The organism is Pseudomonas baltica, assembly GCF_031880315.1.
Lineage (GTDB): Bacteria > Pseudomonadota > Gammaproteobacteria > Pseudomonadales > Pseudomonadaceae > Aquipseudomonas.
Genome location: NZ_CP134771.1, coordinates 2,578,470 through 2,604,427, shown reverse-complemented (window position 1 = coordinate 2,604,427; position 25,958 = coordinate 2,578,470). Strand labels below are relative to the sequence as shown.

Below are 25,958 nucleotides of genomic sequence, written 5' to 3'. Positions count from 1 at the left end.
CTGCGCTGGGGGGGAGGAGTGCGGTTGGATTGCCCGTTAGCGTCACCCGATCAAGCGCGTCAGGCCACCATTCGTCGCCTCCGGAAACTTTCCTCCCGAGCCTCGCACTAAGTCCCCAGAGCACAACAACGTGCAGGGGACGCAATCGATGGAAACGACCTACACCTTGACCCGCTATCTGGCGCTGGGGCTGGCGATTCCCTTGGTGGGATTGACGGCGATGTTCATGGAACTGCACGCTCAGGCGCAGCCTGACCACAGTTGGTGGCATGACTGCCGCCAGCCCATCCAGTGGGTAGGACGGGCGTCGACGGCAGTGTCGGTAGGCTTGTTCGCGATCGCTGCTCTGCTGATGTGGGGGAGTGCTTGAGCGCGCCACATCATGGCGATCAAGATCGATCAATAGTCGGTACCTAGCAGCCTGCAGAAATAGCAGCGATGCCGTCCAGGTTGGTCGTGTTGTCTGATCCGCAATATCCGCAATATCCGCGCTATCAGGACGACCACGATTGTCCAGCGGTGTCGCAAGCAGTAAGCAGGAGTGCCTGAGGCGGGGGGCGGCTCTCAGGCCCAATTTGCGTTACAGGCTCAAGCGCATCGACAGGTCCACGGCTTTGACATCCTTGGTCATGGCACCGATGGAGATGTAATCGACGCCGGTTTCGGCAATCACCCGCAGGGTGCTGTCATTGATGCCGCCGCTGGCTTCGAGCTTGGCGCGGCCGGCATTGAGGCGCACCGCTTCGCGCATGTCGTCGAGGCTGAGCTCGTCGAGCATGACGATGTCGGCTCCGGCATCCAGCGCTTCCTTCAGTTCGGCCAGGCTCTCGACTTCGATTTCCACCGGTTTGCCTGGGGCAATGCGGTGGGCGGCGCTGATCGCCAGGGCGATGCCGCCGCAGGCCGCGATGTGGTTTTCCTTGATCAGGAAGGCGTCGTACAGGCCGATGCGGTGGTTATGGCAGCCGCCGCAGGTGACGGCGTATTTCTGTGCCAGGCGCAGGCCGGGCAGGGTCTTGCGGGTATCGAGTAATTTCACCTGAGTATCGGCGACCTTGTCGGCGAAATACTGCGCGCGGGTGGCCACGGCCGAAAGCATCTGCAGGAAGTTCAGCGCCGTGCGCTCGCCGGTCAGCAGCGAACGTGCCGGGCCTTCGAGGTGGAACAGTGGTTGATTGGCCGTGGCACGCTGGCCGTCACTGACCTGCCAGTGCACCGCAACACGCGGATCCAGCTGGCGGAATACTGCGTCGACCCAGGCAGTACCGCTGATGGTGCAGTCTTCTCGGGTGATGATCGTGGCCTTGGCCAGGCGCTCGGCGGGGATCAACTGAGCAGTGATATCGCCACTGCCGACGTCCTCGAGCAATGCGCGACGCACATTGGCTTCGATTTCGGCGGTGAGGTCGGCGAGGCGTAGATTCGGCATGGCGGGCTCCCTGAACAAGTGCGGCGATTATAGGCAGCAAACTGCAGGGAGGTAACCTTTGGCATATGGCCACTATGCGCCGGAAAAAATCGTGCCTTTGGTCGGTATTCGATCAACTTTATTTTTGTTTTGTGGTCTATCACTCAGCAGGTGTCCTTTGCAGTGAAGGCACTGGCAAGCCACAGGCATTTAGCATAATAATGCGCGCCTAGTTATTGACGTCACGTCTTTGACGTTTCTTCCATGATCCGTGAACTTTTGCTGTTCAACTCTGCCAAAGAGTGCTCAGCAGGTGCGCGGTGCGTGGATGCCAGGGCTTGCAGTGAACGATCTCTCATATTGGGTTCCGAATTTACTCTGGCAGGGGGCAAGCATGCAGAACGACGGTAAAGTGGTGCCATTGAACAAAGCAGCCGAACAGGCAGCTAGTGCGCCGCTTGCTCGTTTGCCTGTGGTCCTTCTGCAGGTGCGTGATAAAGCCGCACAACAGTTGAAGCATGCCCTGCAGGCATTGTTCGACAATGCCGACGATACCTTGTTCGAGATGGCCGACAAGGCCCAGAACAACGTCGATCAAAACAACTTTTTCGAAGCCATGCGCGACTTGCGCCTCAAGCGAAAGAGCATCGAACGAGGGTTTCTGGACAAGTTCTATGAAGCCTTCGTTCGTATCGGTCAATATGATGTTGCTCACGAGCCAGCCCCGGCCATGAGCTATGACAAGCTCGCACTGGTGCCCAACGACGAACTGGAGCGCACTGTCGCCCTGGATGCCATGGTCGGCAAGGTGTTTGCGCGTGACGGGTTTGCGCTAGGCCAGCTCACCACGCGCCTCAATACGCTGGTACCGCGCCGTCTCGAAGACTCCACCAACCCGATGGGCCCCGCGATGCTCTGCGATTTTTTCCTGCAGGCCGGGCGTAATCTCGGGGTGGAGATCAAGGTCAAGCTGATCATTCTCAAGCTGTTCGAGAAGTACGTATTGAGCGACACCGAAAAACTCTACGGTGACGCCAACCAGTTGCTCATCGCCACCGGTATTCTGCCAGAGCTCAAAGCTGCGCCGACTCGCCGAGCCGAAGATCGTCCGCCACCGCGCCCGCGCAGCAACAACGACATCCCCACCAGCGGTGGCGCACCCCAGCCGCCGCCGGACCAGGCGGTGCAGGAAGTCTTCACCGCGCTGCAGGATCTGATTCACGGCCTGCGTGGCACTGTCGCGCCGAAGATGGAAAGCCACAGCGAGCCGCAGCCCATCTCCACCAACGACCTCATGCGCCTGCTGTCGCACTTGCAGCAATACGTGCCGAACGCGCTCGCGCACCAGGACGATTTCGACCTGCGGTCTCAGCTCGAACAGCTGCTGACCCGGGTCAGCGTCAAGAGCGGCAAGTTTCGCGTGGTGGGGGTGGTCGACGAAGACGTCATCAATCTGATCGCCATGCTGTTCGAGTTCATCCTCGACGACGGCAGCCTGCCGGATTCTCTCAAGTTGCTGATCGGCCGCTTGCAGATTCCGATGCTCAAGGTGGCGGTGCTGGACAAGAGCTTTTTCTCCCGCGGCAGCCATCCCGCGCGCCGTCTGCTCAACGAAATCGCTTCGGCGGCGATGGGCTGGGGTGGGCGTGACGATCACCAGCGCGACAGCCTCTATATGCGCATCGAGCAGATCGTCCAGCGCCTGCTCAATGATTTTGTCGATGATCCGGCGCTGTTTTCCGAGCTGCTGGTGGATTTTCTCGCCTTCAGCGCCGACGAGCGCCGTCGCAGCGAGCTCCTCGAACAACGTACCCGCGATGCCGAAGAAGGTCGGGCCAAGGCCGACCTTGCACGGCGCCTGGTGCAGGTCGAGCTGAACCAGCGATTGTTCGGCAAGACCCTACCCGAGGTGGTGGTGCGTTTGCTGGAAGAGGCATGGAGCAAGGTCCTGCTGCTGGTGTGCCTCAAGCACGGCGTCAAATCGCCTGAATGGGCCAGCGGCCTGCGCACCATGGACGACTTGATCTGGAGCGTCGAGCCCCATGACGAACCGGCCGCGCGCATGCGCCTGCTGGAGCTCGTACCGGGCTTGCTCAAGGCTCTGCGAGACGGTCTGACCAGCTCGGCGTTCGACCCGTTCGCCACCGGCGAATTCTTCAGCCAGCTCGAAGCGCTGCATGTGCAGGCCTTTCAGCGTGAACTGCAAAGCATCGACCCGGCGGCTGCCCACGACGATCCGCCCATGGTCGCGATACTCGAAGAGATCGTGCTCGAAGGCACCGAGACGCTGGCGGCCGACGCGCAAATCGCCCTGGCCGATGACGATGCCGGGCTGGTGGAGGTCGACAAGCTGCGCCTGGGCAGTTGGATCGAAATCCGCGAAGATGACGAGTTCACCCTGCGCTGCAAGCTGACGGCCATCATCGAGTCCACCGGCAAGTACATTTTCGTCAACCGCACCGGCATGAAAGTCCTGGAACGCACCCGCACTCAGCTGGCGCTGGAGTTTGACGAAGGCCACGTGCGCGTCCTGGACGACACCCTGTTGTTCGACCGCGCGCTGGATTCGGTGGTCAGCAATCTGCGCAAGCTCAAGGCTTGATACACACGCAGCTGCACAGGGGCTACGCTTCCCGGCATACTCTCCCGGTCGCCCCGCGTTCAAGGTAAGCCCATGCAGTTGGACCCTACCACCGGCTGGTGCGCCGGTGTGCAGCATTGCCCCTCGCCCAATTTCAATGAACGCCCTGCAGGCGAAATCTCGCTGCTGGTGATTCATAACATCAGCCTGCCGCCGGGCCAGTTCGGCACCGGCAAGGTGCAACCGTTCTTCCAGAATCAGCTCGACCACAGCGAGCATCCGTTCTTCGCGCAGATCGCCCACCTGCGGGTGTCGGCGCACTTTCTGATCGAGCGCGACGGCGGGGTCACCCAGTTCGTTTCCTGCCTGGGACGGGCCTGGCACGCGGGTGTCTCGTTGTTCAACGGGCGCGAGGGCTGTAACGACTTTTCCCTCGGGATTGAATTGGAAGGCACCGACACCCTGGCATTCACCGATGCGCAGTACCAGGCGCTGATCATCTTGACCCGACAGTTGCAGGGGGCCTGGCCGGCCATTACTGTGGAGCGAATTTGCGGTCATAGCGATATCGCCCCAGGCCGCAAGACCGATCCAGGCAGTGCCTTCGACTGGGCGCGCTATCGCGCCGGGTTGCGTGCCGAAGAGGATGTAAAATGAGTTTTCTGGTGTTGTTGCTGGTGTTGTTGATCGAGAAGTTCTCTGCGTTGCGCCAGCGTTTCCAGCGTGACGGGTTTTTCCTCGGCGAGCTGGCGCGTCTTGAAGTGCAACGCAGTCTGGCGGCTCGGCCCTGGTTGCTGCTGATCATTCTGGTGCTGCTGCCGGCGGTACTGCTGGGGCTGCTGCTGTTGGTGCTCAAGCCGGTGGCCTACGGTTTGCTGGCCTTGCCGGTGCATTTGCTGGTGGTGGTCTATAGCCTCGGCCGCGGCGACATCAAGGCGTCCCTTGGGCCGTTGCGCGACGCCTGGCGCCGGGGCGATGAGCAAGCCGCCGTGCATGTGGCCGAGCGCGACCTGGGGTTGGTGGCCGAGACCCCGAAAGCCCTGCTCGAAGGGGTCGAGAACCATCTGCTGTGGCACGCCTACCAGAGTTTTTTCGCCGTGGTGTTCTGGTATTTCCTGTTGGGGCCCGTGGCGGCGCTGAGTTATCGCCTGCTGGCGTTGATCGCCGAGCAAGGGCGCAATCCGGCGCTGGTCGAGCGCGCCGCGCAATTGCGTCATGCCTTTGATTTTCTGCCAGTGCGGGTGTTGGCGGCGAGCTTTGCGATGGTGGGCAACTTCCTGGCGGTGAGCCGGGTGATGCTCCACGAGTTGCTGAACTGGCACCTGAGCGCCTGGGATTTCATTGCCCGAGCCGGGCGGGTAGCGGGGGAGTTGTCGGCACCGCAGGTAGGTGCCGAAGGCGTCGAAAGCCTGGCCAGCCTATGGGAACTGCTGCTGCGCTCGGCGGTGCTGTGGTACGCCGCGTTCGCGCTATGGACCCTGTTTTACTGACCCGCCGAGCTCCCTGTGGGAGCTTCAATATCCCAGCCGAACAACTCACAGGCATTGGCGCTACTGGCCTCGGCCAGCGCGTCAGCCGTACAGCCCATGATCTCGGCCAGGGCCTCACAGATGGCCGGCAAATGCACCGGGCTGTTGCGCACCCCTGAAAACATCGCCGGGGCCATGTCCGGCGAGTCGGTTTCCAGCACCACGCTGTCCAGCGGCAACTCGGCGATCACCTTGCGCAAGCGCAGCGCCTGGGGCCAGGTCGCTGCACCGCCCAGGCCCAGCTTGAAACCCAGCTTCAGATATTCTCGCGCTTCTTCCCGACTGCCTGAAAACGCATGGATAACCCCCGCGCGCTTGAGCTTGAAGCGCTTGAGCGCGGCCGTCACTGGCGCGTGGCTGCGGCGCACATGCAGCAATGCCGGCAACTCGAAGTCGGCGGCCAGCTGCAACTGTGCTTCGAACAACGCCTGCTGACGTTCGCGGTCGAGCTCGGGCAAATAGTAATCCAGGCCGAATTCTCCCACCGCGCAGAGCTGCGGATCACCGGCCAGACGTTCCAGCCACTCGCGCAGGTGCTCCAAGTGCTCCGGGCGATGCGTATCGAGATACACCGGATGCATTCCCAGCGCGGCACACAGGCGAGCATCGGCCTTGACCCCGTCCCACACCCGTTGCCAGTTGCCGTGCTCGACGCCCAGCACGACCACACGCTCGATCCCCAAGGCTTGCGCCTGGGCCAGCAGCGCGGGTCGATCGGCGTCGAAATCGGGAAAATCCAGGTGGGTGTGGGTGTCGATCAGGCGCATGCTCAGGCCTCGGCAATGCGCTGCTTGAAGGTCCGGGCAATCGCGTGCACGCCCGTGTCGTAGGTATTCTGCTCGATGGCTGCCAGCGCCAGTGCCAACGCCTGTTCGGCGATCAGCTCGTGCTGCTGGGCCATGGCGTTGACCGGCAACGGCAGAAAATCCAGCAGTTGCGTGTCGCCGAAAGTGGCCAGGTGCAGCGGTTGCGTATCGAGCTTGAGGCCCTGCAGGATGTCGAACACCCCCTGCAGCAGCACGTAGGAAGTGGTCACCAGCGCATCCGGTAGTTGCCCCAGATGTTGCAGCAGGTCGCTCATCAACTGCCGCCCGCATTCACGGCTGAAGGCCTCGCCATGTTGCAGCAGGACGTTGCCATCGAAGCCTTCGAGGGCTTCCTGAAAGCCGCAGGTCCGCTCCTGGCTGACGCTCAGCTCTGGCCGCGCGCCGATCAGCGCGATATGCCGCGGCGCGGGGTGCAACAAGCTGCGAGTCAGTTGCAGGCTGGCGTTGCGGTCATCGCTGATGACCGAACAGAAATGCCGCGGATCGAGGCACCGGTCGATGCCGATCACCGGTGTACCTTTGCTTTGCAGCAACTGGTAGCTGTCGTCTTCGGCGGGCAGGCAGGTGGCCACGAACAAGGCGTCGCACCGCCTGGCGCGAAACAACTGCTGCAGCTGGCGCTCGCTGGCGGGGTCGTCATCGGAGCTGGCGATCAGCAGTTGATAACCCTTGGCGCGGGCGCGCTGCTCGAGGATCTTGGCGATCCGCGCGTAACTGGGGTTCTCGAGATCAGGCAGGATGAAGCCCAGCGTGCGCGTGTGGCGGCTGCGCAAGCCGGCCGCCTGGGGGTTGGGCGTAAAGCCATGGGCGTCGACCACCGCGCGCACACGCTCGACGGTGGCGGCGCTGATGCGTTGTTGTTCGGCCTTGCCGTTGATGACATAACTGGCGGTAGTGACTGAGACCCCGGCCAGGCGGGCGATATCGCTGAGTTTCAACCGAGTTTTCCTTGTTCTGCTGAGCGAGACGACACAAGCGTCGGCCTAGACTCTATTGTTACCGATCCGCAGTGCCAGCGGCAGTTCAACCTGTTTTTTGCAGCGCTGGGCGACAGGAAGGGCTTCATTGCACGCAGATTATCGAGTAACGTGCCTGTCATTCTAGATTAAACGATTCAGCTGACGACTCCATGCGGTAAATCTGCTTCGACCGGGGTCTGAGACCTATCCTGAACGATTGCTGCGGAAATTTTGAGGATTTTGAGCAAGGTGACTGGCCCCTTCGCGTCCAATGACGAAAGCGTCGGTACAGACTACCCAGTTGCTCGGCCTTGGTTTGATTCATCTACAACAATACCTCAGCGCCCCAATGACGCTGCAAAGGAGTAAGGCAATGCTCGAGCTCACTATAGAGCAGATTTCCATGGGCCAGACGGCAGCGGACAAGCCCGCGGCCCTGCAATTGCTGGCAGACAAGCTGGTCGCCGATGGCCTGGTCGCCGAGGGTTACCTGGCCGGCCTGCAGGCCCGCGAAGTGCAAGGCTCGACGTTTCTGGGGCAGGGCATCGCCATACCCCACGGCACGCCCGAAACCCGCGACCTGGTGTATGCCACCGGTGTACGCCTGCTGCAATTTCCCGAGGGTGTGGATTGGGGCGACGGCCAGATCGTTTACCTGGCCATCGGCATCGCCGCCAAATCCGATGAGCACCTGCGCCTCCTGCAACTGCTGACCCGTGCCTTGGGCGAGACCGATCTGGGCCAGGCCTTGCGCCGCGCCGGTTCCGCCGAGGCCTTGTTGAAACTGCTGCAAGGAGCCCCGCAAGAGCTGGCCCTGGATGCGCAGATGATCGGCCTGGGTGTGGCTGCCGACGACTTCGAAGAGCTGGTATGGCGTGGCGCCCGTCTGCTGCGCCAGGCCGATTGCGTGAGCGGTGGATTTGCCGCCGTGCTGCAGCAGGTCGAAGCGCTGCCATTGGGCGATGGCCTGTGGTGGCTGCACAGCGAACAAACAGTCAAACGCCCCGGCCTGGCGTTCGTCACCCCGAGCCAGCCGTTGCGTTATCTCGGCCAGCCGTTGACCGGGCTGTTCTGCCTGGCCAGCCTCGGCGAGGCGCACCAAGCGCTGCTCGAACGCTTGTGCGCGTTGTTGATCGAAGGCCGCGGCCAGGAACTGGGGCGCGCCACCAGCACCCGCGCAGTGCTCGAAGTGCTGGGCGGTGAAGTACCGGCCGACTGGCCCAGCGCGCGCATCACTCTGGCCAATGCCCACGGCCTGCACGCCCGCCCGGCGAAGGTCCTCGCGCAACTGGCCAAAAGTTTTGAAGGCGAGGTGCATCTGCGCCTGGTCGACAGCGCCGAGCCGGCGATCTCTGCCAAGAGCCTGAGCAAACTGTTGAGCCTGGGCGCACGTCGCGGCCAGGTGCTGGAGCTGATCGCCGAACCGAGCGTTGCGGCCGATGCGTTGCCGGCGTTGCTGGCGGCCATCGAGTCCGGGCTGGGTGAAGAGGTCGAGGCGCTGCCTGCGGCCACGGCGGTGGCAGACAAGGTCGCCGAAATCGAACCAGAGATCAGCGTTCAAGCCCCCCTGGCAGGCCAGCGTGTGCAAGGTATCGCCGCGGCGCCCGGCATCGCGGTCGGCCCGGCCCATGTACAAGTATTGGCCGATTTCGACTATCCGCTGCGCGGCGAAACCCCGGCGGCCGAGCGTCAACGTCTGCAAGCGGCGTTGACCGCCGTGCGCGCCGATATCGAAGCGCTGGTGCAGCGCAGCACGGTCAAAGCCATTCGCGAGATCTTCATCACCCACCAGGAGATGCTCGACGACCCGGCCCTTACCGACGAAGTCGAAGCGCGGCTCAAGCAGAACGAAAGCGCCGCCGCCGCCTGGAACACCGTCATCGAAGCCGCCGCCCGCCAGCAAGAGTCGCTACAGGATGCGCTGTTGGCCGAACGCGCCGCCGACCTGCGCGACATCGGTCGCCGCGTGCTGGCCGAACTGTGCGGCGTGCAGACCCTCGAAGCGCCGGACGACGCCTATATCCTGGTGATGGACGAAGTCGGCCCCTCCGACGTCGCCCGTCTCGATCCAGCCCGCGTCGCCGGTATCCTCACCGCCCGCGGTGGCGCGACGGCCCACAGCGCTATCGTCGCGCGTGCGCTGGGGATTCCTGCCGTGGTCGGCGCTGGCGCGGCGGTGCTGTTGATCAAGCCGGGTACGCCGTTGCTGATCGACGGCCAGCGCGGCCTGCTCACTGTCGAACCTGCCGCCGAGGTGCTGGAAAAAGCCCTCGTCGAGCGCTACAGCCGCGAGCAACGTTTGCAGGCCGCCGCCGCCCGCCGGCATGAAACCGCTGTCACCCGTGACGGCCATGCCGTGGAAGTGTTCGCCAACATCGGCGAAAGTGCCGGCGTGGCCGCTGCGGTGGAGCAGGGCGCCGAAGGTGTCGGCCTGCTGCGCACCGAACTGATCTTCATGGCCCACTCCCAAGCGCCGGACGAAACCGTGCAGGAAGCCGAGTACCGCCGCGTGCTCGATGGCCTGGCCGGGCGGCCGCTGGTGGTGCGCACCCTGGATGTGGGCGGCGACAAACCGCTGCCGTATTGGCCGATCGCCAAAGAGGAAAACCCCTTCCTCGGCGTGCGCGGCATTCGCCTGACCTTGCAGCGCCCGCAGTTGATGGAAGGCCAGTTGCGCGCGCTGCTGCGGGCCGCCGACAACCGCCCGTTGCGGATCATGTTCCCGATGGTCGGCAGCGTCGAAGAATGGCGCGCGGCGCGGGACATGACCGAGCGCCTGCGTGCCGAGATTCCGGTGGCCGACCTGCAACTGGGGATCATGATCGAGGTGCCATCGGCTGCCCTGCTGGCGCCGGTGCTGGCCCGCGAGGTGGACTTCTTCAGTGTCGGCACCAACGACCTGACCCAGTACACCCTGGCCATCGACCGTGGCCACCCAACGCTGTCGGCCCAGGCGGATGGCTTGCATCCGGCGGTGTTGCAGCTGATCGACATCACCGTGCGTGCCGCCCATGCCCATGGCAAATGGGTGGGCATCTGCGGCGAACTGGCAGCAGACCCGGTCGCCGTACCGTTGCTGGTCGGCCTGGGTGTGGATGAATTGAGTGTCTCGGCGCGCAGCATTGCCGAGGTCAAGGCCGGGGTCCGCGAGTTGACCCTGGCGCAAGCACAAGCGTGGGCGCAGCAAGCCCTCACGCTGGGCACTGCCGCGCAAGTGCGGGCCCTGGTGGAGAACACATAATGGCCAAGATCCTGACCCTTACCCTCAACCCCGCGCTCGACCTGACCATGGAGCTGACATCGCTGCGCCTGGGCGAAGTCAACCGCGGCGACGCCCTGCATGTGCACGCTGCGGGCAAAGGCATCAACGTCGCGCAGGTGCTGGCCGACCTGGGCCATGAACTGACCGTGGCGGGCTTCCTCGGGGCCGACAATACCGGACACTTCGAAGAGTTGTTCACGGCGCGTGGCTTCGTCGACGAGTTCGTCCGCGTGCCGGGCGAGACGCGCCGCAACATCAAGCTGGCCGAGACGGGTGGCCGCGTCACCGACGTCAACGGCCCCGGCCCGCAGGTCGATGAAGACGCGCAGCAGGTCTTGCTCACGCGCCTGGAGCAGATCGCCCCAGGCCACGATGTGGTGATCGTCGCAGGCAGCCTGCCCCGTGGCATCAGCCCGCAATGGTTGCAGGCTCTGCTCGAACGCTTGCACGCGCTGGGCCTCAAGGTGGTGCTCGACACCAGCGGCGCCGCCTTGCGCGCCGGCCTCACCGCACAGCCTTGGCTGATCAAGCCCAACACCGACGAGTTGACCGAAGTGCTTGGCGAGACCGTCAGCACCCTGGACGATCAAGCCAGGGTCGCCGCGCAGTTGCGCGCTCGTGGCATCGAGCATGTGGTCATCTCTCAAGGCGCCCAAGGCGTCAACTGGTTCAACAGCCAGGGCGCCTGGCAGGCCTTGCCGCCGACGGTCGATGTCGCCAGCACGGTAGGCGCGGGTGATTCGCTGCTGGCCGGAATGGTGCACGGGTTGCTCAGCGAGCACGATGAGGCCCAGACGCTGCGCAAGGCCACGGCGATCGCCGCCATGGCGGTGATGCAAATCGGCTTCGGCATCAGCGATCACGATGAACTGGAACGGCTCGAAAGCGGCGTCAGCGTCCGCGCGCTCGCAGAACAATAAGAGGGTCTGAAATGAAGTTAGCCATTGTCACGGCGTGCCCCAACGGGCGCGTCTCCAGCGTGCTCAGTGCGCGCCTGCTGGACGCCGCCGCGCAGCGTCAGGGCTGGAGCACCAGCGTTGAAGTGCATGATCCGCAGCATCCGGAACGCCAGCTGAGCAAGGCCACCATCGATGAGGCCGAGTGGGTGCTGGTGGTCAACACCGGGCCGCTGGATTTGAGCCGTTTTATCGGCAAGCGCGTGTACCAGAGCACACCGGCTCACGCGCTGCAGGATGTCGAGACGTTTCTGCGCGACGCGGCCGAGCAGGCTCAGCCCTATGTGGCCGTTGCCGAGGCGGCGCCTGCAGCCGCCGCTGATCGAGCGCCGCGCCTGATCGCGATCACGGCGTGCCCGACGGGCGTCGCCCACACTTTCATGGCCGCTGAAGCCTTGCAGCAGGCGGCCAAGCAACTGGGCTACGAGATCAAGGTCGAGACTCAGGGCTCGGTGGGCGCGCGCGATCCCCTCAGCGCCACGGCGATTGCCGAGGCTGACGTGGTGTTGCTGGCCTGTGATATCGATGTCGCCACCGAGCGTTTTGCCGGCAAGCGGATTTACCGCTGTGGTACCAGTATTGCGCTCAAGCAGTCCCAGGCGACCCTGAAGAAGGCGCTGGCCGAGGCCAAGGAAGAATCCGGCGCCAAGGCCGAAGGCGCTGCCCCGGCGCGCAAGGAGAAGACCGGCGTCTACAAGCATCTGCTCACTGGTGTCTCCTACATGCTGCCGATGGTGGTGGCGGGGGGCTTGATGATCGCGCTGTCGTTCGTGTTCGGCATCAAGGCCTTTGAGGAACCGGGCACGCTGGCGGCGGCCCTCAAGCATGTCGGCGATGCCGCCTTCACCTTGATGGTGCCGCTGCTGGCGGGCTATATCGCCTATTCGATCGCCGACCGTCCGGGCCTGGCGCCCGGCATGATCGGCGGCCTGCTGGCGAGCACGTTGATGGCGGGATTCCTGGGCGGGATCGTCGCGGGCTTTATCGCCGGCTACACGGCGTTGGCGATGAGCCGCTATATCCGCCTGCCGGCCAGCCTTGATGCGCTCAAGCCGATCTTGATCATTCCGCTGCTGGCGTCCCTGATCACCGGGCTGTTGATGCTCTATGTGGTCGGTTCGCCGATTGCCGGCGTGATGGCCGCGCTGACCGAATTTCTCAAGAGCATGGGCACCACCAACGCCATTCTGCTGGGGATCTTCCTCGGCGGCATGATGTGCGTCGACCTCGGCGGGCCGGTGAACAAAGCGGCCTATGCGTTTTCCGTCGGTTTGCTGGCCAACGGCAGCCAACTGCCCATGGCCGCGGCGATGGCGGCGGGTATGGTGCCGCCGATTGGCCTTGCCATTGCGACCTTCATCGCGCGCCGCAAGTTCGCCCAGAGCGAGCGTGAGGCCGGCAAGGCGGCATTGGTCTTGGGGCTTTGCTTCATTTCCGAGGGCGCGATTCCGTTCGCGGCCAAGGACCCGCTGCGGGTCATCCCGGCGAGCATCGCCGGCGGTGCGCTGACGGGCGCGCTGTCGATGTACTTCGGCTGCCAGCTGGCCGCGCCCCATGGCGGCTTGTTCGTGTTGCTGATCCCGAACGCCATGAACCACGCGCTGCTGTATCTGCTGGCGATCGTGGCGGGGAGTGTGGTGACTGGGGTGGTGTATGCCCTGATCAAACGGCCTGAAGCTCAGGAAGTCGCCTTGGTGCCTGAGGCGGCCTGAGTTTTGTTGCGGTCTTGAGTCCTTCGCTGGACTCAAAGGCCTCTTCGCGAGCATGACTCGCCATCGCTGGAGAGCCTGCATCTGTGGGGGACTCCAGGGTGCTGGGCAAGCAGGACCGGCCCCTTCGCGAGCAAGCTTTGCTCCCACGGGTGTACGGCTCAGATGCGCACTGTGGGAGCAAGGCTTGCCCGCGAAGGGGGCGGCAGCGTCACTGTAATTTCAGCCCTGGATCAATAAACATCCCGCCGATACCGCCCCTGCTCGACCAACTGCTCCACAGCCTCCTCGCCGAGCACCTGCTTCAATACCTCATCCACCCCGCCAGCCATGCCGATCAGGCTGCTGCAGGTATAGGTCAAATAATACCTGGGCACTAGGTATGCCCATAGGCGTGCTCACCGGACGGCATTTTTGCATGTAAAACCTCAATATCGATCATTCGCTAGATGAGCGGGCGGTGCGGAGCGGCCACGGCATGAAGTTCGAGTGAGAGTAATTACGTTGTGCTCATACATTAGGTCATGAATCTTTGAATTAAACTGTGTCTATTTGTGTTATGGCATAGACGTAATAGTTGTCCTTTGTTAGAGGGAAATGTTTCCCTGGTTGTTGTTTGGTAATGTCATATGTACAGTCTTTGGGCGCATTGCTCTATAAGTAAGGAGCCATCGTAGAGTTATAGCGATATGAATGGAGGGAAAATCGGGAACTGGGCTTATAGTTGAATTGCCCGATCAATGGGTTTTCCCAGGCCGTGAACAAACTTTCGGTGATCGCGAGGGCGGGGGCTGTTCCGGGAATGGGCATCCCGTATTCGATGGAGACACTCCGCAAACAGGGCAAGTTCGTAATAAAGATTTCAGAAATTTCAATAAATTTAGAGAGGCGCTATGGAAGGCCGTAGCTAACGATGCTGAACTAGCAAAGCAATTCGAGCCTAGCATTTTAGCTACAATGAAAAAAGGACGAGCTCCGCTGGCAAAGAGAAGCGAGCGGCGAGGGCTTCGAATAAAATTAGAGCTTCATCATAAAGTGTATATTGCGGCGGGTGGGGGTGTTTATGATATTGATAATATTGTTATTTTGACACCAAACCGCCACATCAATACACATAACGGGAGCGGAGAATGAGTGCGCTAATAAGTGAAATGTCTGAGGCTGAGTTTTTGATTTTTGTGAAGAAGATTTATAATGATGAGTATGAAACAGAAGAGGGTCATATCGATGCGATTCTTAAGTTTGAGAGGTTGGTTGGGCATCCATCTGGTTCAGATCTGTTGTTTTACCCAGAGCCTGGCAAAAGCGGGCCTGAAGCGGTGGTAAAGGAGGTTAAAGAGTGGCGTGCCGCTAACGGAAAAGTCGGTTTCAAAATTTAGTGGTTTAGTACTGTGCTTAGTCACCATCTTAAAGAGTCGTGACTAAGCGAAACAGAAGCAGGCTGGTTATCGTATCTACAGCGATCTGCCTCAGATTGCGGTCATTCAGCCACATCTCTGGCCGCTGACACACCGCAATCGGGGGCAAGCCCCCTCGCTACAATGGAGTGCAATGCCAGCCCCGTGCATGGGAGTGTGGTATCGGTCAGTACACGTCCCGCCGATACCGCCCCTGCTCGACCAACTGCTCCACAGCCTCCTCGCCGAGTACCTGCTTCAATACCTCATCCACCCCGCCAGCCATGCCGATCAGGCTGCCGCACACGTAGATGTAGGCGCCGTCGGCCAGCCATTGCTGCAACTGCACTGCGGCGTCGAGCAACCGATCCTGGACATAGATCTTCTCGCTCTGGTCCCGTGAAAACGCCAGATCGAGCCGCTGCAGATCGCCGCGCTCAACAGCGCCTTGCAGCTCATCCCTGCAGTAGAAGTCATGCTCGGCATTGCGCTCGCCGAAGACCAGCCAGTTGCGCCGCTGCCCCCGCGCAATCCGCGCCTGCAGCAGGCTGCGCAACCCCGCCAGCCCGGTACCGTTGCCCAGCAGAATCAACGGTGCATCCTCGCTCGGCAGGTGGAAGCTGCTGTTGCGACGAACCCGCAGGCTGATATGGGTACCCACCGCCGCGTGCTCACACAACCAGCCCGATCCCAGCCCCGAGGTGCCGTCTGGATGGCGCTCCAGGCGCACGATCAGTTGCAGCGCGCCACCCTCGGCGACCGAGGCGATGGAATATTCACGGGCATCCACCGGAATAAGCGCGTCCACTACCGCTTGGGCGTGCAGGCCCACCAGGTGCTCGGTGCTGACCGGCAACTGCCGCAGCGCCAAGGCATGCGCCAGCGGTTCTTGCAGGTCATTGAGGCGAACTTTGGCATCGGCCGACAGACCCAGGCGCTTGAGCATTCCTTGCACCGAAGGGGTACCGTTGCGCGGCAGCACCTCGACCAGATCGCCCGCTTCCCAGTGGCTTGCGGGCGGCCCTTGCAGGTCCAGCAAGTACACCGGCGCGCCGGCACTGCCGGGGTTGAGCAGTGTGCGTTTTTGCAGGCTCCACGCCTCGAACACTGGCGCCTGCCAGGCCGCCGCTGGGGCGCTGCCGGTGAGCTGGCCCAGTTGCCGTTGCCACTGCTGCAAGGCCTCGGTGTCGGCGTTGTCGACCTCCACCGGGGTAAAGGCCGGGCGAGCGCCGTGCTGTTCCAGCCAGCCCTGCAGGCGCTGGCCGAAGGCGCAGAAGTTCGCGTACTGACGATCCCCGAGCGACAGCAGGGCGAAGCGGATATGCCCCAGCGCATAAGCCTGGCCGAGCACCTTGCGCTCGAAACCGCGGGCGTTGTCCGGTGCCTGGCCATCGCCGAAGGTGCTGACCACGAACAACACCTGCTGAGTGGCCTGCCAGTCGTTGTCATCCAGTTGCGCCAAGGAACGCACCCGCACGCCATGGCCTGCGGCCTGTAATTGGCCAGCGGACTGCCATGCCAGCTGTTCGGCCAGGCCGCTCTGGCTGGCGAAGGCCACCAGCCAGTCGCCGGTACCCCCCGGCTGGTTGACTACGGCACCACGGGAGAGGGCAGTCGCGCGTTTTTTGCGCCGACGGTCCAGATACAGCAGCCAGCCGGTCACGAAGAACAGCGGCATGCACAGGCTGGCCAAGGTCATCAGAATGCGCCCGACGATGCCGAAGTAGCTGCCGACGTGCAGGGCGTAAATGCTGGCGAACAGCTGCCCGCCCAAGGGCTGCTCGGCGTAGCGCTGTTGCTTGAGGACTTTGCCGGTGTTCGGCTCCAGCGAGATCTGATTGAGCGCGCGCTCATGGGGCGAGCTGCGCAGCAGATAGAACACGGTTGCCGGTTGCCCGCCGTTGGGCGCGACTCGCAGCACGAAGGTAGTCAGGTCGGGCCCGGCGGTGCGCTTGATGCTGTCCCACAGGGCGTCGTAATCAACGGTGGCGACCGGCTCGGCATCGGTTTTTGTCCGGTCCTGTTTGCCACCGGGCGGCGGCCCCTCACGGCGGCGTTGTTCGCCTGCGGGTGGGCCGCCCACCAGGAGCAGATTCAGCCCATCGCGGAACCAGCTGTACGACCAGGTCAGCCCGGTCACCGCCGACATCAAATAGAACACCAGGCACCAGGTGCCGAACACCGAGTGCAGATCCCAATTGAACGCGCGGCCTTTTTTCGCCCAGTCCAGCGTCAGCCAGGCGCGCCAATCGAGCGCCTTGCGCGGCCAGCGCAGGTACAGGCCCGACAAGGCGAAGAACAGCAGAATCAGGGTGCAGGCGCCGGTGATCTGCCGGCCGGTGTCACCGATGGTCAAAAAGCGATGAAATTGCAGCACGAATTCGAAAAAATCCTGCCCCACCACGTCGCCTTGCATCTGCCCGGTAAAAGGATCGAAGTAGCGCATTGGTCCGCGCCGCTCGCCTGGAGCGGGCATGTAGTTGACCCGTGCGGCATCGCCTAATGCGGTATCGATACGCAGCCCGAAGACCTTCTCGCCCTGCGCGGCCTCCAGCAACGGCACCAGTTGCGACAGCGGCATGATGCCCTCGGGCCTTACCTCGACGCTCATGCTCTGTGGGTTGAGGCCATGCAGGATCTCATCCGAAAACGAGTACAGGGCGCCGCTGATACCCATGACGGCCAACACCAGCCCAGCAGTGATGCCGAAAAACCAGTGCAACTGGAAGAGGACTTTCTTGAACACGCAAACCACCATGAAATCGGTAAAAGAGACAGGGCGCCGGGATTATGGCAAAAAGCATTAAGAATTATTCAGCTTTTACACGCAAAAACCCCGCTTAGGTCAATAAGCGGGGCTGGTGTGCGGTGCTACAGAATCAGAAGTGGAAGCTGGCACTCATCATTGCGGTGCGGCCCGGGGCCACGTGCGCGTAGTGAGTGGTGAAGATCTGATCGAAGTAACGCTTGTTCGTCAGGTTCTGCACGTTGAGTTGCAGGTCGACGTTTTTGGTCAGCTTGTAGCTGGCCATTGCGTCGTAGCGCCAGTACGAGGGAATCTCGATGGAGTTGGCTTCATTGCCGAAACGTTGGTCGACAAAGGTCGCGCCAGCGCCCACGGTAAGCTTGGGCACCACTGCATAGGTCGACCACAGGTTGAAGCTATTACGCGGCGTGCTAGGCATGTGATTGCCTTTGTCGGCAGCGGTGGAGGTCTTGACCAGCTCGCTTTCCATGTAGGTGTAGCCACCAAACACTTTCCACTGGCGGGTGATATTGCCGGTGTAGGTGAACTCGAAACCTTGTACGCGCTGCTCGCCATCCAGGACCTGGAAGCTGGAGTTGTCCGGATCGGTGATACGGGCGTTGGTCTTTTCGGTGCGGAACAGCGCGGCGGTCAGCGACAGGTCGTCGTCGAAGAAGTCCCACTTGGTACCGACTTCATAGTTGCGGCTCTTTTCCGGATCGAGGTCGGCGTTGTTGGCCGCGATCTCCTGCCCACCGTTACCGGCGGTTTCACCCGACGGGTTGCTGGAGGTGGACCATGCCGCATAGACGCTGCCGTTGGGCAGTGGCTTGTACACGACGCCAAGTTGATAGCTCCAGATGTCGCTGGTTTTTTCGCGGTTGAAATTACCGGCCACCGAACCGCGACCACCGGTGGAGTAGCCACTGGAGGCGATTTCGTAGTGATCCAGACGCAGGCCCAGATTCAACGACCATTGTTCGTTGAATTTCAGCGTGTCGAACACATAGGCCGCGCTGTTTTTGGCGTCGGTGTCGGTGTATGCCAGGCTGTCGGTGATCGAGCCGTTCCAGCTGTCATGGGGATTTGGATCGTAGGCGCTGGTGCAGTCGTGGGACGCCAGCAAGGCGGCGTTACAGGTGTTGCCGGTGCTTGCCACGCCGATGTTGTAGCCGCGGTTGTGGGTGTCCTGATACGAAAACTCGATACCGGTCGCCAGGCTGTGTTCAAGGCTGCCTGTGTTGAATTTGGTGGTCAGGTCAGTCTGGTTGACGAAGCCCGAGGACGTCGAATTGCGGTTCTTGGACGAACGATACAGCAGGCCGTTGGCGACGTTGCCACGGCTGTCGTCAGGGTTGGTGACGATGTAGTCCAGCGTCGAACGCGACATGCGGAAGCTGTTGGAGAGGGTCGTATCTTCGTTGAGGTCATGCTCGATGCGGATCGTGCCGCTGTCGTTGACGCTTTTACGGTAGTCACGGTCGTTCAGGCCGTAGAAGTTGCTCTTGCTGACGTTGGCCGGCCCATCGACGTGATACTTACTGCGGTTGCTGCTCAGGGTCAGCGGAATGCCGTAGTCCGGCATGTCGTCGGTGCGCAGGTGATAGTAATCGACCATTACACGGGTATCGGTACCCAGGCCGAAGGCGAACGAGGGGGCGAAGCCCCAGCGGCTGTTGTCGACATCGTCGCGGCCCGCCACGTTGTTCTCGTGTTTCATCAGGTTGAGACGGAACGCCGAAGTCTCGGTCAGCTGTTTGTTCACGTCCAGGGTGTAACGCTGGGTCTGATCCGAGCCGAAGCTGTATCCGCCGTTGTAGGCGTCGCCTAGTTTGGCGCTCTTGGTGATCAGGTTGAGGCTGCCGCCGGTGGAACCGACGCCGGTATAGGCAGAGCTTGGGCCTTTGCTGACTTCGACGGATTCGACGTTGAAGATCTCGCGGCTCTGCGCCGCCACGTCGCGCATGCCGTCGATGAAGATATCGCTTTCGGCACCGAAGCCGCGAATGATCGGACGGTCGGAGTTGGGGTTGCCGCCTTCACCGGCTCCGAAGGTGATACCCGGCGTAGTGCGCAGCGCGTCGGTCAGCGACATCGCACCCGTATCACGGATCACCTGTTGCGGGATGACGGTGAGCGTCTTGGCCGAATCGCGCAGAGGTGCCGTCATTTTCTTCGACTCGGAGACGTCGGTCTTGTAACTGGTCTCCGATTGCTGCGCATTGATGTCGGTAGCGCCCAGCGAAATGGATTTGCCATCGCTCTGCTCGGCGGCCTGGGCCAGATGCCCTGCCGAAAAGGCCGTGATCGCCATACCGACCGCAGAAGCTAAGGCGCGCGGAGCGCCCAGCGCATTTTGCATGTTTTGACGCGACATGAATTGTTACCTTCCCCAAGGTTGAGGCGGCGAAATATAGGGGAAGTGTTCCTCTGTAGCAATTGAGACACATTGCTATTTGCGGTTAATTTACATTCTTTACACATTTCGACGATGGGATTTTCACGATTCCTTCACGAGGTAGTTGTGCTCAGGCAATAAGAATCAATATCATTGACGCCTTTCCGCTTTCAGGCCGCGCACCATGCTCATTCACATCCCCGGCGTCTTCAGCCACGACGAAGTCGGCCGCATCCGCGAGGCGCTGGAGCAGGCCGATTGGGCTGATGGCAAGATCACCGCCGGCCATCAGTCGGCCAAGGCCAAGCACAATCTGCAGTTGCCCGAGAGCCACCCGTTGAGCAAGGAAATCGGCGCCGCGATGCTCGAGCGCCTGTGGAGCCATCCGGTGTTCATGTCGGCGGCCCTGCCGAACAAGGTGTTCCCGCCGCTGCTGAACTGCTACAGGGCCGGCGATACGTTCGATTTTCATATCGACAACGCGGTACGCCAGGCCAGGGGCAATCCGGAGCGAGTCCGTACGGATCTGTCCACGACGCTGTTCTTCAGCAACCCCGAGGATTACGACGGCGGCGAGTTGGTGATCCAGGACACCTTCGGCACCCGCGAGATCAAACTGGCGGCGGGCGACCTGGTGCTGTATCCGGGCACCAGCCTGCACAAGGTCAATCCGGTGACCCGCGGAGTGCGCTATGCCTCGTTCTTCTGGACGCAAAGCCTGGTGCGCGAAGACGCCCAGCGCGCCTTGCTGTTCGAGATGGACACGGCGATCCAGCGCCTGACCCAGGATGTGCCCGATCACCCGTCGCTGATCCAGCTCACCGGCACGTACCACAACTTGCTGCGTCGCTGGGTGGAGGTCTGACATGGGCTTCGAGATGCGTCGTGAAGAGGTCCTCGATGCCGACAGCCTGCGCGCGATGCTCGACGAGCAGCCGGGGCGTGCGGCCCAGGCGATTGTTGCGGCGGCCGGGCAGAACGTGGTCGAGGCCCAGGCGTTGCTGGGGCAGATCCTCCTCGATGGTCGCGGTATCGCTCAGGATCAGCCCCTGGCCTTGCGCTGGTTCGCCATCGCCGCCGACGCCGGGCACTTGATGGCGCGCAACATGCTTGGCCGTTGCCATGAGCACGGTTGGGGCTGCACGGCCGACGCGCAAGAGGCGGCAGTGCACTATCGTCTGGCTGCCGCGGCAGGGTTGGATTGGGGGTTGTACAACTATGCCAACCTGCTGAGCACCGGTCGTGGCGTGGCGCAGGATCAGGAGTTGGCGCTGGCTTGCTACCGCAAGGCGGCGAACCTGGGGCACGCCAAGTCGATGAACCTTTACGGTCGCTACCTGGAACAGGGGCTGGCCTGCAAGGCGAACCCGGCTGAGGCTTTCGACTGGTACGAGCGCTCGGCCGAAGCGGGGGACTTTCGCGGGCAGTTCAGCCATGCCTCGGTGCTTGCCAGCAAGGGGCAGGTGGATCTGGCGCTGGCGTGGTTCGAAGAGGCGCTGCGTATCGGCAACGCTAACTTTCTGAGGGTCAGTGGGCCGCAGTTGGAGAGCGCTGGTGATCCGCGTATTCAGGCTTTGGCGGTGCGTTATCAGGCGCGTTTGCTGGAGCTTGGTGGCTCGCTGGCTTAGCGGTTTTCTCAAAATGTGGAGAGTGGTTTTTGGATCGGGATCGTTCTGCTTTCGAGCCGGCCTTGGCCCTTCGCCTAGGCTCGGGGTGCCCGTGCTCCGCCAATCTCAGAAACACCAACTACAAACCCACAAAAAAGCCCTGAACACTGTCAGGGCTTTTTCACATCCAGCGTAGCTTAGACGTAGTAAGACTTCAGCGGCGGGAAGCCATTGAATTCCACTGCGCTATAGCTGGTGGTGTAGGCACCGGTCGAAAGCCAGTACATACGGTCACCGATCGCCAGGTTCAGCGGCAGGCCGTACTTGTAGTTTTCGTACATGATGTCGGCGCTGTCGCAAGTCGGGCCGGCGATGACCACTTCTTCCATCTCGCCCTTTTTCTCGGTCCAGATCGGGAACTTGATGGCTTCGTCCATGGTTTCGATCAGGCCGGAGAATTTGCCCACATCCGTGTACACCCAACGCTCTACTGCGGTGCGGGATTTACGCGACACCAGCACCACTTCGCTGACCAGAATGCCGGCGTTGGCGATCAACGAACGGCCTGGCTCCAGAATGATTTCCGGCAAATCATCGCCGAAGTCTTCTTTCAGATAGCGAATGATTTCTTCAGCGTAGGTTTCCAGGCTGTTGGTGCGGGTGATGTAATTGGCCGGGAAGCCGCCACCCATGTTGATCAGCTTGAGGACGATGCCGTCTTCTTCTTTCAAGCGTTCAAAGATTACTTTGACCTTGGCGATGGCGGCGTCCCACACGCTGATGTCGCGCTGCTGCGAACCGACGTGGAAGGAGAGGCCGTAAGGCACCAGGCCCAGGTCGCGAGCGAGGATCAGCAGATCCATGGCCATGTCGGTCTGGCAGCCGAATTTGCGCGACAGAGGCCAGTCGGCCGTGGTCGAGCCTTCGGTGAGGATGCGCACATACACTTTCGAGCCCGGCGCGGCCTTGGCGATGTTGCGCAGGTCGGCTTCGGAATCGGTGCTGAACAGGCGCACGCCCTTGTCATAGAAGTAGCGGATGTCCTTGGATTTCTTGATCGTGTTGCCATAGCTGATACGGTCGGGGCTGACGCCACGGTCCATGACCTTGTCCAGCTCGTAGATCGAGGCGATGTCGAAGCTCGAGCCCTTGTCTTTCAACAGGTCGATGATTTCGACGGCCGGGTTGGCCTTGACCGCGTAGTAGACCTTGGCGAATTCGAAGCCGGCGCGCAGATCGTCGTACGCCTTGCTGATCATCGCGGTATCGATGACCACGAACGGGGTTTCTTGTTTGTCGGCGAAAGCCTTCATTTTATCGAAGGTTGCGCGCTCGAAATAATCTTCGACCTGGATCGACATGCTAGGGACTCCTGGTGGCAAACATCATGGCAGTCATGGGATTGAAAGCTGCATGAAGATGAAAAATGGGTGCAAATGAACGCCCTCCGTATCCCCACTTTGGTTCGCCTACTTCCCAAGGCATGTCGCCGAAAGCAAAAAGGCCACTGGAAGCGGGTTCCTCATGGCCTTGCTGTCTCGTCGTCAGTACTTGAGCCGGATGGATCGTTTCCAGCATGGACGTTCGGCGCGAACTTTAGGACGTGAGGGGCCATAGATCAACTAAAAATGTCGCGTTTTTACACGCTTTGATCGCGATGCACTTCTGTGCTCTTGTTTAACCGACCCGGATGACAGGTTGATGTTCCCGAGAATTCGGCGAACGGTGCCAGTCCCTGTGGGAGCGTGCTCTGCCCGTGAAGGCGTCCCACAGGTGTACGGCCCAGGAGCGGTTCACACTGTGGGAGCAAGGCTTGCTTGCCAAGAGGCCGGTACGTCGAGCCCCGATAGCGGAATCAGGCGCTGACCTGCTCCGCTGGTGACACGATGCTGGTCTTCATGCCCCGCGAACGTCCCGAACTCAGGTAGGCGGCAATCGATTCCTGAGTCACTTCACCCAGGAACACGTTCTCGGCATTGAGCACCGGCAGCCAGCTGCGGTTGAACTCGTACATGCGCGACAGCAGGATGCGCAGGTGCTCGTCGTACGCCGCGGTGGCGTTGAACGGCCGCAAGAAGTCACCGCAGGCGCCTTGCTGGCGGTGCAGGTCGCGACGGCGCACGTAGCCCATGGCCTTGTTCTCGGCGTCGGTGACCACTACGTAGCGGCGGTCGTGTTCGTCCATCAGTTCCAGCGCTTCGGCCACTGGCGTGCTCGGGCTGACGGCCGGGGCGTTGTCGGCGGCGTCTTCGGCCCTGACCAGCAAGAGGCGCTTGAGGGTGCTGTCCTGCCCGACGAAGCTGCTGACGAAGTCGTCCACCGGGTGGGCCAGCAGAGTATCCGGGTGGTCCAGTTGCAACAGCTTGCCGGCACGGAAGATGGCGATCTTGTCGCCCAGCTTGATGGCTTCGTCGATGTCGTGGCTGACCATGATCACGGTCTTGTTCAGGGCCCGCTGCATCTCGAAGAACTCGTTCTGGATCATCTCGCGGTTGATCGGGTCGACCGCACCGAAGGGTTCGTCCATCAACAGCAAGGGGGCATCGGCAGCCAGGGCGCGAATCACGCCGATCCGCTGCTGCTGACCGCCGGACAGTTCACGCGGGTAGCGATGCAGGTACTGCTTGGGCTCGAGCTTGATCATGCTCATCAGCTCGCGGGCCCGCTCGTGGCACTTTTGCTTGTCCCAGCCCAGCAGCCGCGGGACTACAGTGATGTTTTCCTCGATGGTCATGTTGGGGAACAGGCCGATCTGCTGGATCACGTAGCCGATGTTGCGGCGCAGCGTCACCTCGTCGAGGCCGGTGGTGTCTTCGCCGTTGATCAGCACCTTGCCCGAGGTCGGCATGATCAGGCGGTTGATCATCTTCAGCGTGGTGCTCTTGCCGCAGCCCGATGGCCCGAGGAATACGCAGATCTCGCCTTCGTTGACGGTCAGGCTCACGGAATCAACGGCGGTGACGGTCTTGCCGTTGCTTTGGAAGGTCTTGGTCAGGTTCTGAAGTTCGATCATTTGAGTAATCCTTTGGGAGTCAGGGCGCGTTGCAGCCATTGCAGGAACAGGTCGGCGATGATCGCCAGGACACTGACCAGCACGGCGCCGACGATCAACATCGACATGTCGCTGCGGCTGATGGAAGTCAGGATGAGTACGCCCAGGCCACCGGCGCCGATGGTGGCGGCGATGGTCATGACGCCGATGTTCATCACCACGGCGGTGCGCACGCCGGCGAGAATTACCGGTACGGCGATGGGCAGCTCGACCATGCGCAGGCGCTGGCCGAAGGTCATGCCGATGCCCTTGGCGGCTTCGCGGATGCCTGGGTCGACGCCAGTGAGCGCCAGGTAAGTGTTACGCAAGATCGGCAGCAGTGAATAAAGGAACACCGCGGTAATGGCTGGCAGCGGCCCCAGGCCCTGGCCGAACTTGGAGTACACCGGCAGGAGCAGGCCGAACAGGGCGATCGACGGGATGGTCAGCAACACCGTGGCGCTGGCCTGGATCGGCCCGGCGGCGGCGGGGAAGCGCGTCATCAAGACACCCAGGGGCACGCCGATGACTATCGCCAGGGTCACGGCGATCCCGACCAGGGTGATGTGCTGCCAGGTGAGGTGCGCGACCTGCGCCCAGTCCAGCTGATTGAACGCATCTAAAAAGCTCATGGCGCCTCCTGCGGTTGGGGCGCGGCCACTGGGTGGCTGCGCAGGAAGTCGGCGGCGACCACGGACGGGTTCTTGTGCTCGACGTCGACCTGGGCGTTGAGTTCGCGCATGGTCGCGTCATCCAGCTGTTCGGCCAGCGGCTTCATGAGCGCCGCGATGTCCGGGTGCTTGTCCAGGAAGTCCTTGCGGATCACCGGCGCGGCGGTGTAGTCAGGGAAGTAATGCTTGTCGTCTTCCAGCAGCTTGAGGTGGAAGGCGTTGAGGCGCCCGTCGGTGGTGTACACCAGCCCGGTGAACACCTGACCATTGCGCAGCGCGGTATAGACCAGCCCGGCGTCCATCTGGCGGATATCCGCGCGGGTGAAGCTCAGACCATAGGCCTTGGTCATGCCCACCAGGCCGTCGGAACGGTTGGCGAACTCGGTGTCTAGGGCGAGGATGTGGCCCTTGTCCTGCTCGCTTTGCACCACGGTGTTGAGCTGGCTGATGGTGTTGATCTGCGGGTATTGCTCGGCGATCTTCTGCGGCAGCGCCAGGGCGTAGGTGTTGCTGAACTTGGAGGGCGCAAGCCAGACCAGCCCCTTTTTAGCGTCCAGCTCCTTGACCCGCTGGTAGGTGGCAGCGCTGTCGAGCTTCTCGTCGACATGGTTGTACGACACCAGCGACACCCCGGTGTATTCCCAGAGCATGTCCAGCTGATTGGTTTCCTGGGCACTGCGCGCCAGGTTGCTGCCCAAGCCGCCGGTGATCTGGACGTCGTAGCCTTTGCTGCCCAGGTATTGGGCAGTAAGGGTGGCGAGCACGGTCTGCTCGGTGAATACCCGGGCGCCGAGGCGAATCACCGGTTTTTCTGCGGCCTGTACGGCGCCTGCACAGAGCAGGGCCAGGGCCATTAGCACACTTGTCTTGTTCATCT

Annotated in this window: 20 protein-coding genes and 1 pseudogene; 11 read left to right on the top strand and 10 right to left on the bottom strand. The window is 61.9% G+C overall.

Translation table 11 applies throughout. The annotated features are described in order from the left end of the window. The first annotated feature begins 148 nt into the window (after positions 1-148). Positions 149-370: a hypothetical protein gene (locus tag REH34_RS11475; protein ID WP_226507369.1), complete on the top strand. Its 222-nt coding sequence runs from the start codon at positions 149-151 to the stop codon at positions 368-370. Between the two features lie 210 nt (positions 371-580). Here REH34_RS11475 and nadC read toward each other — a convergent pair whose 3' ends face one another. Continuing rightward, positions 581-1,429 carry a carboxylating nicotinate-nucleotide diphosphorylase gene (gene nadC, locus REH34_RS11470; protein WP_311971698.1) on the bottom strand — a complete coding sequence of 283 codons (849 nt, stop codon included), beginning with the start codon at positions 1,427-1,429 and terminating at the stop codon, positions 581-583. Between the two features lie 373 nt (positions 1,430-1,802). Here nadC and REH34_RS11465 point away from each other — a divergent pair, with 373 nt between their 5' ends. The 3 genes from REH34_RS11465 to ampE all read left to right on the top strand — a co-directional run bounded on the left by REH34_RS11465 (position 1,803) and on the right by ampE (position 5,479). Next, complete coding sequence (locus tag REH34_RS11465; protein WP_311971697.1) at positions 1,803-4,010, top strand: DUF1631 domain-containing protein; 2,208 nt, start codon at positions 1,803-1,805, stop codon at positions 4,008-4,010. A gap of 72 nt (positions 4,011-4,082) precedes the next feature. Continuing rightward, positions 4,083-4,646, top strand: a complete 564-nt coding sequence (gene ampD / locus REH34_RS11460) for a 1,6-anhydro-N-acetylmuramyl-L-alanine amidase AmpD (RefSeq protein WP_311971696.1) — start codon at positions 4,083-4,085, stop codon at positions 4,644-4,646. Next, positions 4,643-5,479 carry a regulatory signaling modulator protein AmpE gene (ampE, locus tag REH34_RS11455; RefSeq protein ID WP_226507373.1) on the top strand — a complete coding sequence of 279 codons (837 nt, stop codon included), beginning with the start codon at positions 4,643-4,645 and terminating at the stop codon, positions 5,477-5,479. Before ampD ends, ampE begins: the two co-directional genes overlap by 4 nt. Here the strand turns inward: ampE and REH34_RS11450 are convergent. Both REH34_RS11450 and cra read right to left on the bottom strand, forming a co-directional pair. Next, positions 5,473-6,285 carry a TatD family hydrolase gene (locus tag REH34_RS11450; RefSeq protein ID WP_311971695.1) on the bottom strand — a complete coding sequence of 271 codons (813 nt, stop codon included), beginning with the start codon at positions 6,283-6,285 and terminating at the stop codon, positions 5,473-5,475. The genes ampE and REH34_RS11450 overlap by 7 nt on opposite strands. Positions 6,286-6,287: 2 nt before the next feature. Then, positions 6,288-7,283 carry a catabolite repressor/activator gene (gene cra / locus REH34_RS11445; RefSeq protein WP_311971694.1) on the bottom strand — a complete coding sequence of 332 codons (996 nt, stop codon included), beginning with the start codon at positions 7,281-7,283 and terminating at the stop codon, positions 6,288-6,290. A 394-nt stretch (positions 7,284-7,677) separates the two neighbouring features. Between cra and ptsP the strand changes: the two genes are divergently transcribed. From ptsP to REH34_RS11430, 3 genes are read left to right on the top strand one after another with little or no spacing between them, the layout of a single operon-like run. Beyond that, positions 7,678-10,545 carry a phosphoenolpyruvate--protein phosphotransferase gene (gene ptsP / locus REH34_RS11440; protein ID WP_311971693.1) on the top strand — a complete coding sequence of 956 codons (2,868 nt, stop codon included), beginning with the start codon at positions 7,678-7,680 and terminating at the stop codon, positions 10,543-10,545. After that, a complete protein-coding gene (pfkB, locus tag REH34_RS11435) occupies positions 10,545-11,486 on the top strand; it encodes a 1-phosphofructokinase (RefSeq protein ID WP_311971692.1) in 942 nt (313 codons plus the stop codon). The genes ptsP and pfkB overlap by 1 nt, the downstream gene beginning before the upstream one ends. A gap of 11 nt (positions 11,487-11,497) precedes the next feature. Then, complete coding sequence (locus tag REH34_RS11430) at positions 11,498-13,234, top strand: PTS fructose-like transporter subunit IIB (RefSeq protein ID WP_311971691.1); 1,737 nt, start codon at positions 11,498-11,500, stop codon at positions 13,232-13,234. Positions 13,235-13,464: 230 nt separating this feature from the next. Here REH34_RS11430 and REH34_RS11425 read toward each other — a convergent pair. Then, positions 13,465-13,587, bottom strand: a pseudogene (locus REH34_RS11425) (hypothetical protein); the annotation flags it as partial. 337 nt (positions 13,588-13,924) lie between these two features. Between REH34_RS11425 and REH34_RS11420 the strand changes: the two are divergent. Then, positions 13,925-14,365 (top strand): HNH endonuclease signature motif containing protein, encoded by a 441-nt coding sequence (locus REH34_RS11420; RefSeq protein ID WP_311971689.1) that lies wholly within the window; start codon positions 13,925-13,927, stop codon positions 14,363-14,365. After that, on the top strand, positions 14,362-14,610 hold the full coding sequence (locus REH34_RS11415; protein WP_311971688.1) for a bacteriocin immunity protein: 249 nt from the start codon (positions 14,362-14,364) through the stop codon (positions 14,608-14,610). Before REH34_RS11420 ends, REH34_RS11415 begins: the two co-directional genes overlap by 4 nt. A gap of 205 nt (positions 14,611-14,815) precedes the next feature. Here REH34_RS11415 and REH34_RS11410 read toward each other — a convergent pair whose 3' ends face one another. Both REH34_RS11410 and REH34_RS11405 read right to left on the bottom strand, forming a co-directional pair. Next, positions 14,816-17,386 carry a PepSY domain-containing protein gene (locus REH34_RS11410; RefSeq protein ID WP_409373283.1) on the bottom strand — a complete coding sequence of 857 codons (2,571 nt, stop codon included), beginning with the start codon at positions 17,384-17,386 and terminating at the stop codon, positions 14,816-14,818. 121 nt (positions 17,387-17,507) lie between these two features. Beyond that, on the bottom strand, positions 17,508-19,751 hold the full coding sequence (locus tag REH34_RS11405; protein ID WP_311971686.1) for a TonB-dependent siderophore receptor: 2,244 nt from the start codon (positions 19,749-19,751) through the stop codon (positions 17,508-17,510). 205 nt (positions 19,752-19,956) lie between these two features. On the opposite strand from REH34_RS11405, the gene REH34_RS11400 reads away from it, so the two are divergent. Both REH34_RS11400 and REH34_RS11395 read left to right on the top strand, forming a co-directional pair. Beyond that, positions 19,957-20,637, top strand: a complete 681-nt coding sequence (locus REH34_RS11400; protein ID WP_311971685.1) for a Fe2+-dependent dioxygenase — start codon at positions 19,957-19,959, stop codon at positions 20,635-20,637. A 1-nt stretch (position 20,638) separates the two neighbouring features. Next, entirely contained in the window at positions 20,639-21,400 is a 762-nt protein-coding gene (locus REH34_RS11395) for a tetratricopeptide repeat protein (RefSeq protein WP_311971684.1), read from the top strand. A 176-nt stretch (positions 21,401-21,576) separates the two neighbouring features. Here the strand turns inward: REH34_RS11395 and REH34_RS11390 are convergent, their stop codons facing one another. The 4 genes from REH34_RS11390 to REH34_RS11375 all read right to left on the bottom strand — a co-directional run bounded on the left by REH34_RS11390 (position 21,577) and on the right by REH34_RS11375 (position 25,956). Beyond that, entirely contained in the window at positions 21,577-22,740 is a 1,164-nt protein-coding gene (locus REH34_RS11390; RefSeq protein ID WP_226507383.1) for a type III PLP-dependent enzyme, read from the bottom strand. A gap of 494 nt (positions 22,741-23,234) precedes the next feature. Beyond that, complete coding sequence (locus REH34_RS11385; protein WP_311971683.1) at positions 23,235-24,392, bottom strand: ABC transporter ATP-binding protein; 1,158 nt, start codon at positions 24,390-24,392, stop codon at positions 23,235-23,237. Then, positions 24,389-25,042 carry an ABC transporter permease gene (locus REH34_RS11380; protein WP_226507385.1) on the bottom strand — a complete coding sequence of 218 codons (654 nt, stop codon included), beginning with the start codon at positions 25,040-25,042 and terminating at the stop codon, positions 24,389-24,391. Before REH34_RS11380 ends, REH34_RS11385 begins: the two co-directional genes overlap by 4 nt. Further along, a complete protein-coding gene (locus tag REH34_RS11375; protein WP_311971682.1) occupies positions 25,039-25,956 on the bottom strand; it encodes a glycine betaine ABC transporter substrate-binding protein in 918 nt (305 codons plus the stop codon). The genes REH34_RS11380 and REH34_RS11375 overlap by 4 nt, the downstream gene beginning before the upstream one ends. Positions 25,957-25,958: the final 2 nt, after the last annotated feature.

What these genes read in the sequence shown, in the direction of transcription:
- REH34_RS11475 (WP_226507369.1), top strand. Translation starts at nt 149, where the DNA reads ATGGAAACGACCTACACCTTGACCCGCTATCTGGCGCTGGGGCTGGCG.
- nadC (WP_311971698.1), bottom strand. Translation starts at nt 1,429, where the DNA reads ATGCCGAATCTACGCCTCGCCGACCTCACCGCCGAAATCGAAGCCAAT.
- REH34_RS11465 (WP_311971697.1), top strand. Translation starts at nt 1,803, where the DNA reads ATGCAGAACGACGGTAAAGTGGTGCCATTGAACAAAGCAGCCGAACAG.
- ampD (WP_311971696.1), top strand. Translation starts at nt 4,083, where the DNA reads ATGCAGTTGGACCCTACCACCGGCTGGTGCGCCGGTGTGCAGCATTGC.
- ampE (WP_226507373.1), top strand. Translation starts at nt 4,643, where the DNA reads ATGAGTTTTCTGGTGTTGTTGCTGGTGTTGTTGATCGAGAAGTTCTCT.
- REH34_RS11450 (WP_311971695.1), bottom strand. Translation starts at nt 6,285, where the DNA reads ATGCGCCTGATCGACACCCACACCCACCTGGATTTTCCCGATTTCGAC.
- ptsP (WP_311971693.1), top strand. Translation starts at nt 7,678, where the DNA reads ATGCTCGAGCTCACTATAGAGCAGATTTCCATGGGCCAGACGGCAGCG.
- pfkB (WP_311971692.1), top strand. Translation starts at nt 10,545, where the DNA reads ATGGCCAAGATCCTGACCCTTACCCTCAACCCCGCGCTCGACCTGACC.
- REH34_RS11430 (WP_311971691.1), top strand. Translation starts at nt 11,498, where the DNA reads ATGAAGTTAGCCATTGTCACGGCGTGCCCCAACGGGCGCGTCTCCAGC.
- REH34_RS11420 (WP_311971689.1), top strand. Translation starts at nt 13,925, where the DNA reads ATGGAGGGAAAATCGGGAACTGGGCTTATAGTTGAATTGCCCGATCAA.
- REH34_RS11415 (WP_311971688.1), top strand. Translation starts at nt 14,362, where the DNA reads ATGAGTGCGCTAATAAGTGAAATGTCTGAGGCTGAGTTTTTGATTTTT.
- REH34_RS11410 (WP_409373283.1), bottom strand. Translation starts at nt 17,386, where the DNA reads ATGGTGGTTTGCGTGTTCAAGAAAGTCCTCTTCCAGTTGCACTGGTTT.
- REH34_RS11405 (WP_311971686.1), bottom strand. Translation starts at nt 19,751, where the DNA reads ATGTCGCGTCAAAACATGCAAAATGCGCTGGGCGCTCCGCGCGCCTTA.
- REH34_RS11400 (WP_311971685.1), top strand. Translation starts at nt 19,957, where the DNA reads ATGCTCATTCACATCCCCGGCGTCTTCAGCCACGACGAAGTCGGCCGC.
- REH34_RS11395 (WP_311971684.1), top strand. Translation starts at nt 20,639, where the DNA reads ATGGGCTTCGAGATGCGTCGTGAAGAGGTCCTCGATGCCGACAGCCTG.
- REH34_RS11390 (WP_226507383.1), bottom strand. Translation starts at nt 22,740, where the DNA reads ATGTCGATCCAGGTCGAAGATTATTTCGAGCGCGCAACCTTCGATAAA.
- REH34_RS11385 (WP_311971683.1), bottom strand. Translation starts at nt 24,392, where the DNA reads ATGATCGAACTTCAGAACCTGACCAAGACCTTCCAAAGCAACGGCAAG.
- REH34_RS11380 (WP_226507385.1), bottom strand. Translation starts at nt 25,042, where the DNA reads ATGAGCTTTTTAGATGCGTTCAATCAGCTGGACTGGGCGCAGGTCGCG.
- REH34_RS11375 (WP_311971682.1), bottom strand. Translation starts at nt 25,956, where the DNA reads ATGAACAAGACAAGTGTGCTAATGGCCCTGGCCCTGCTCTGTGCAGGC.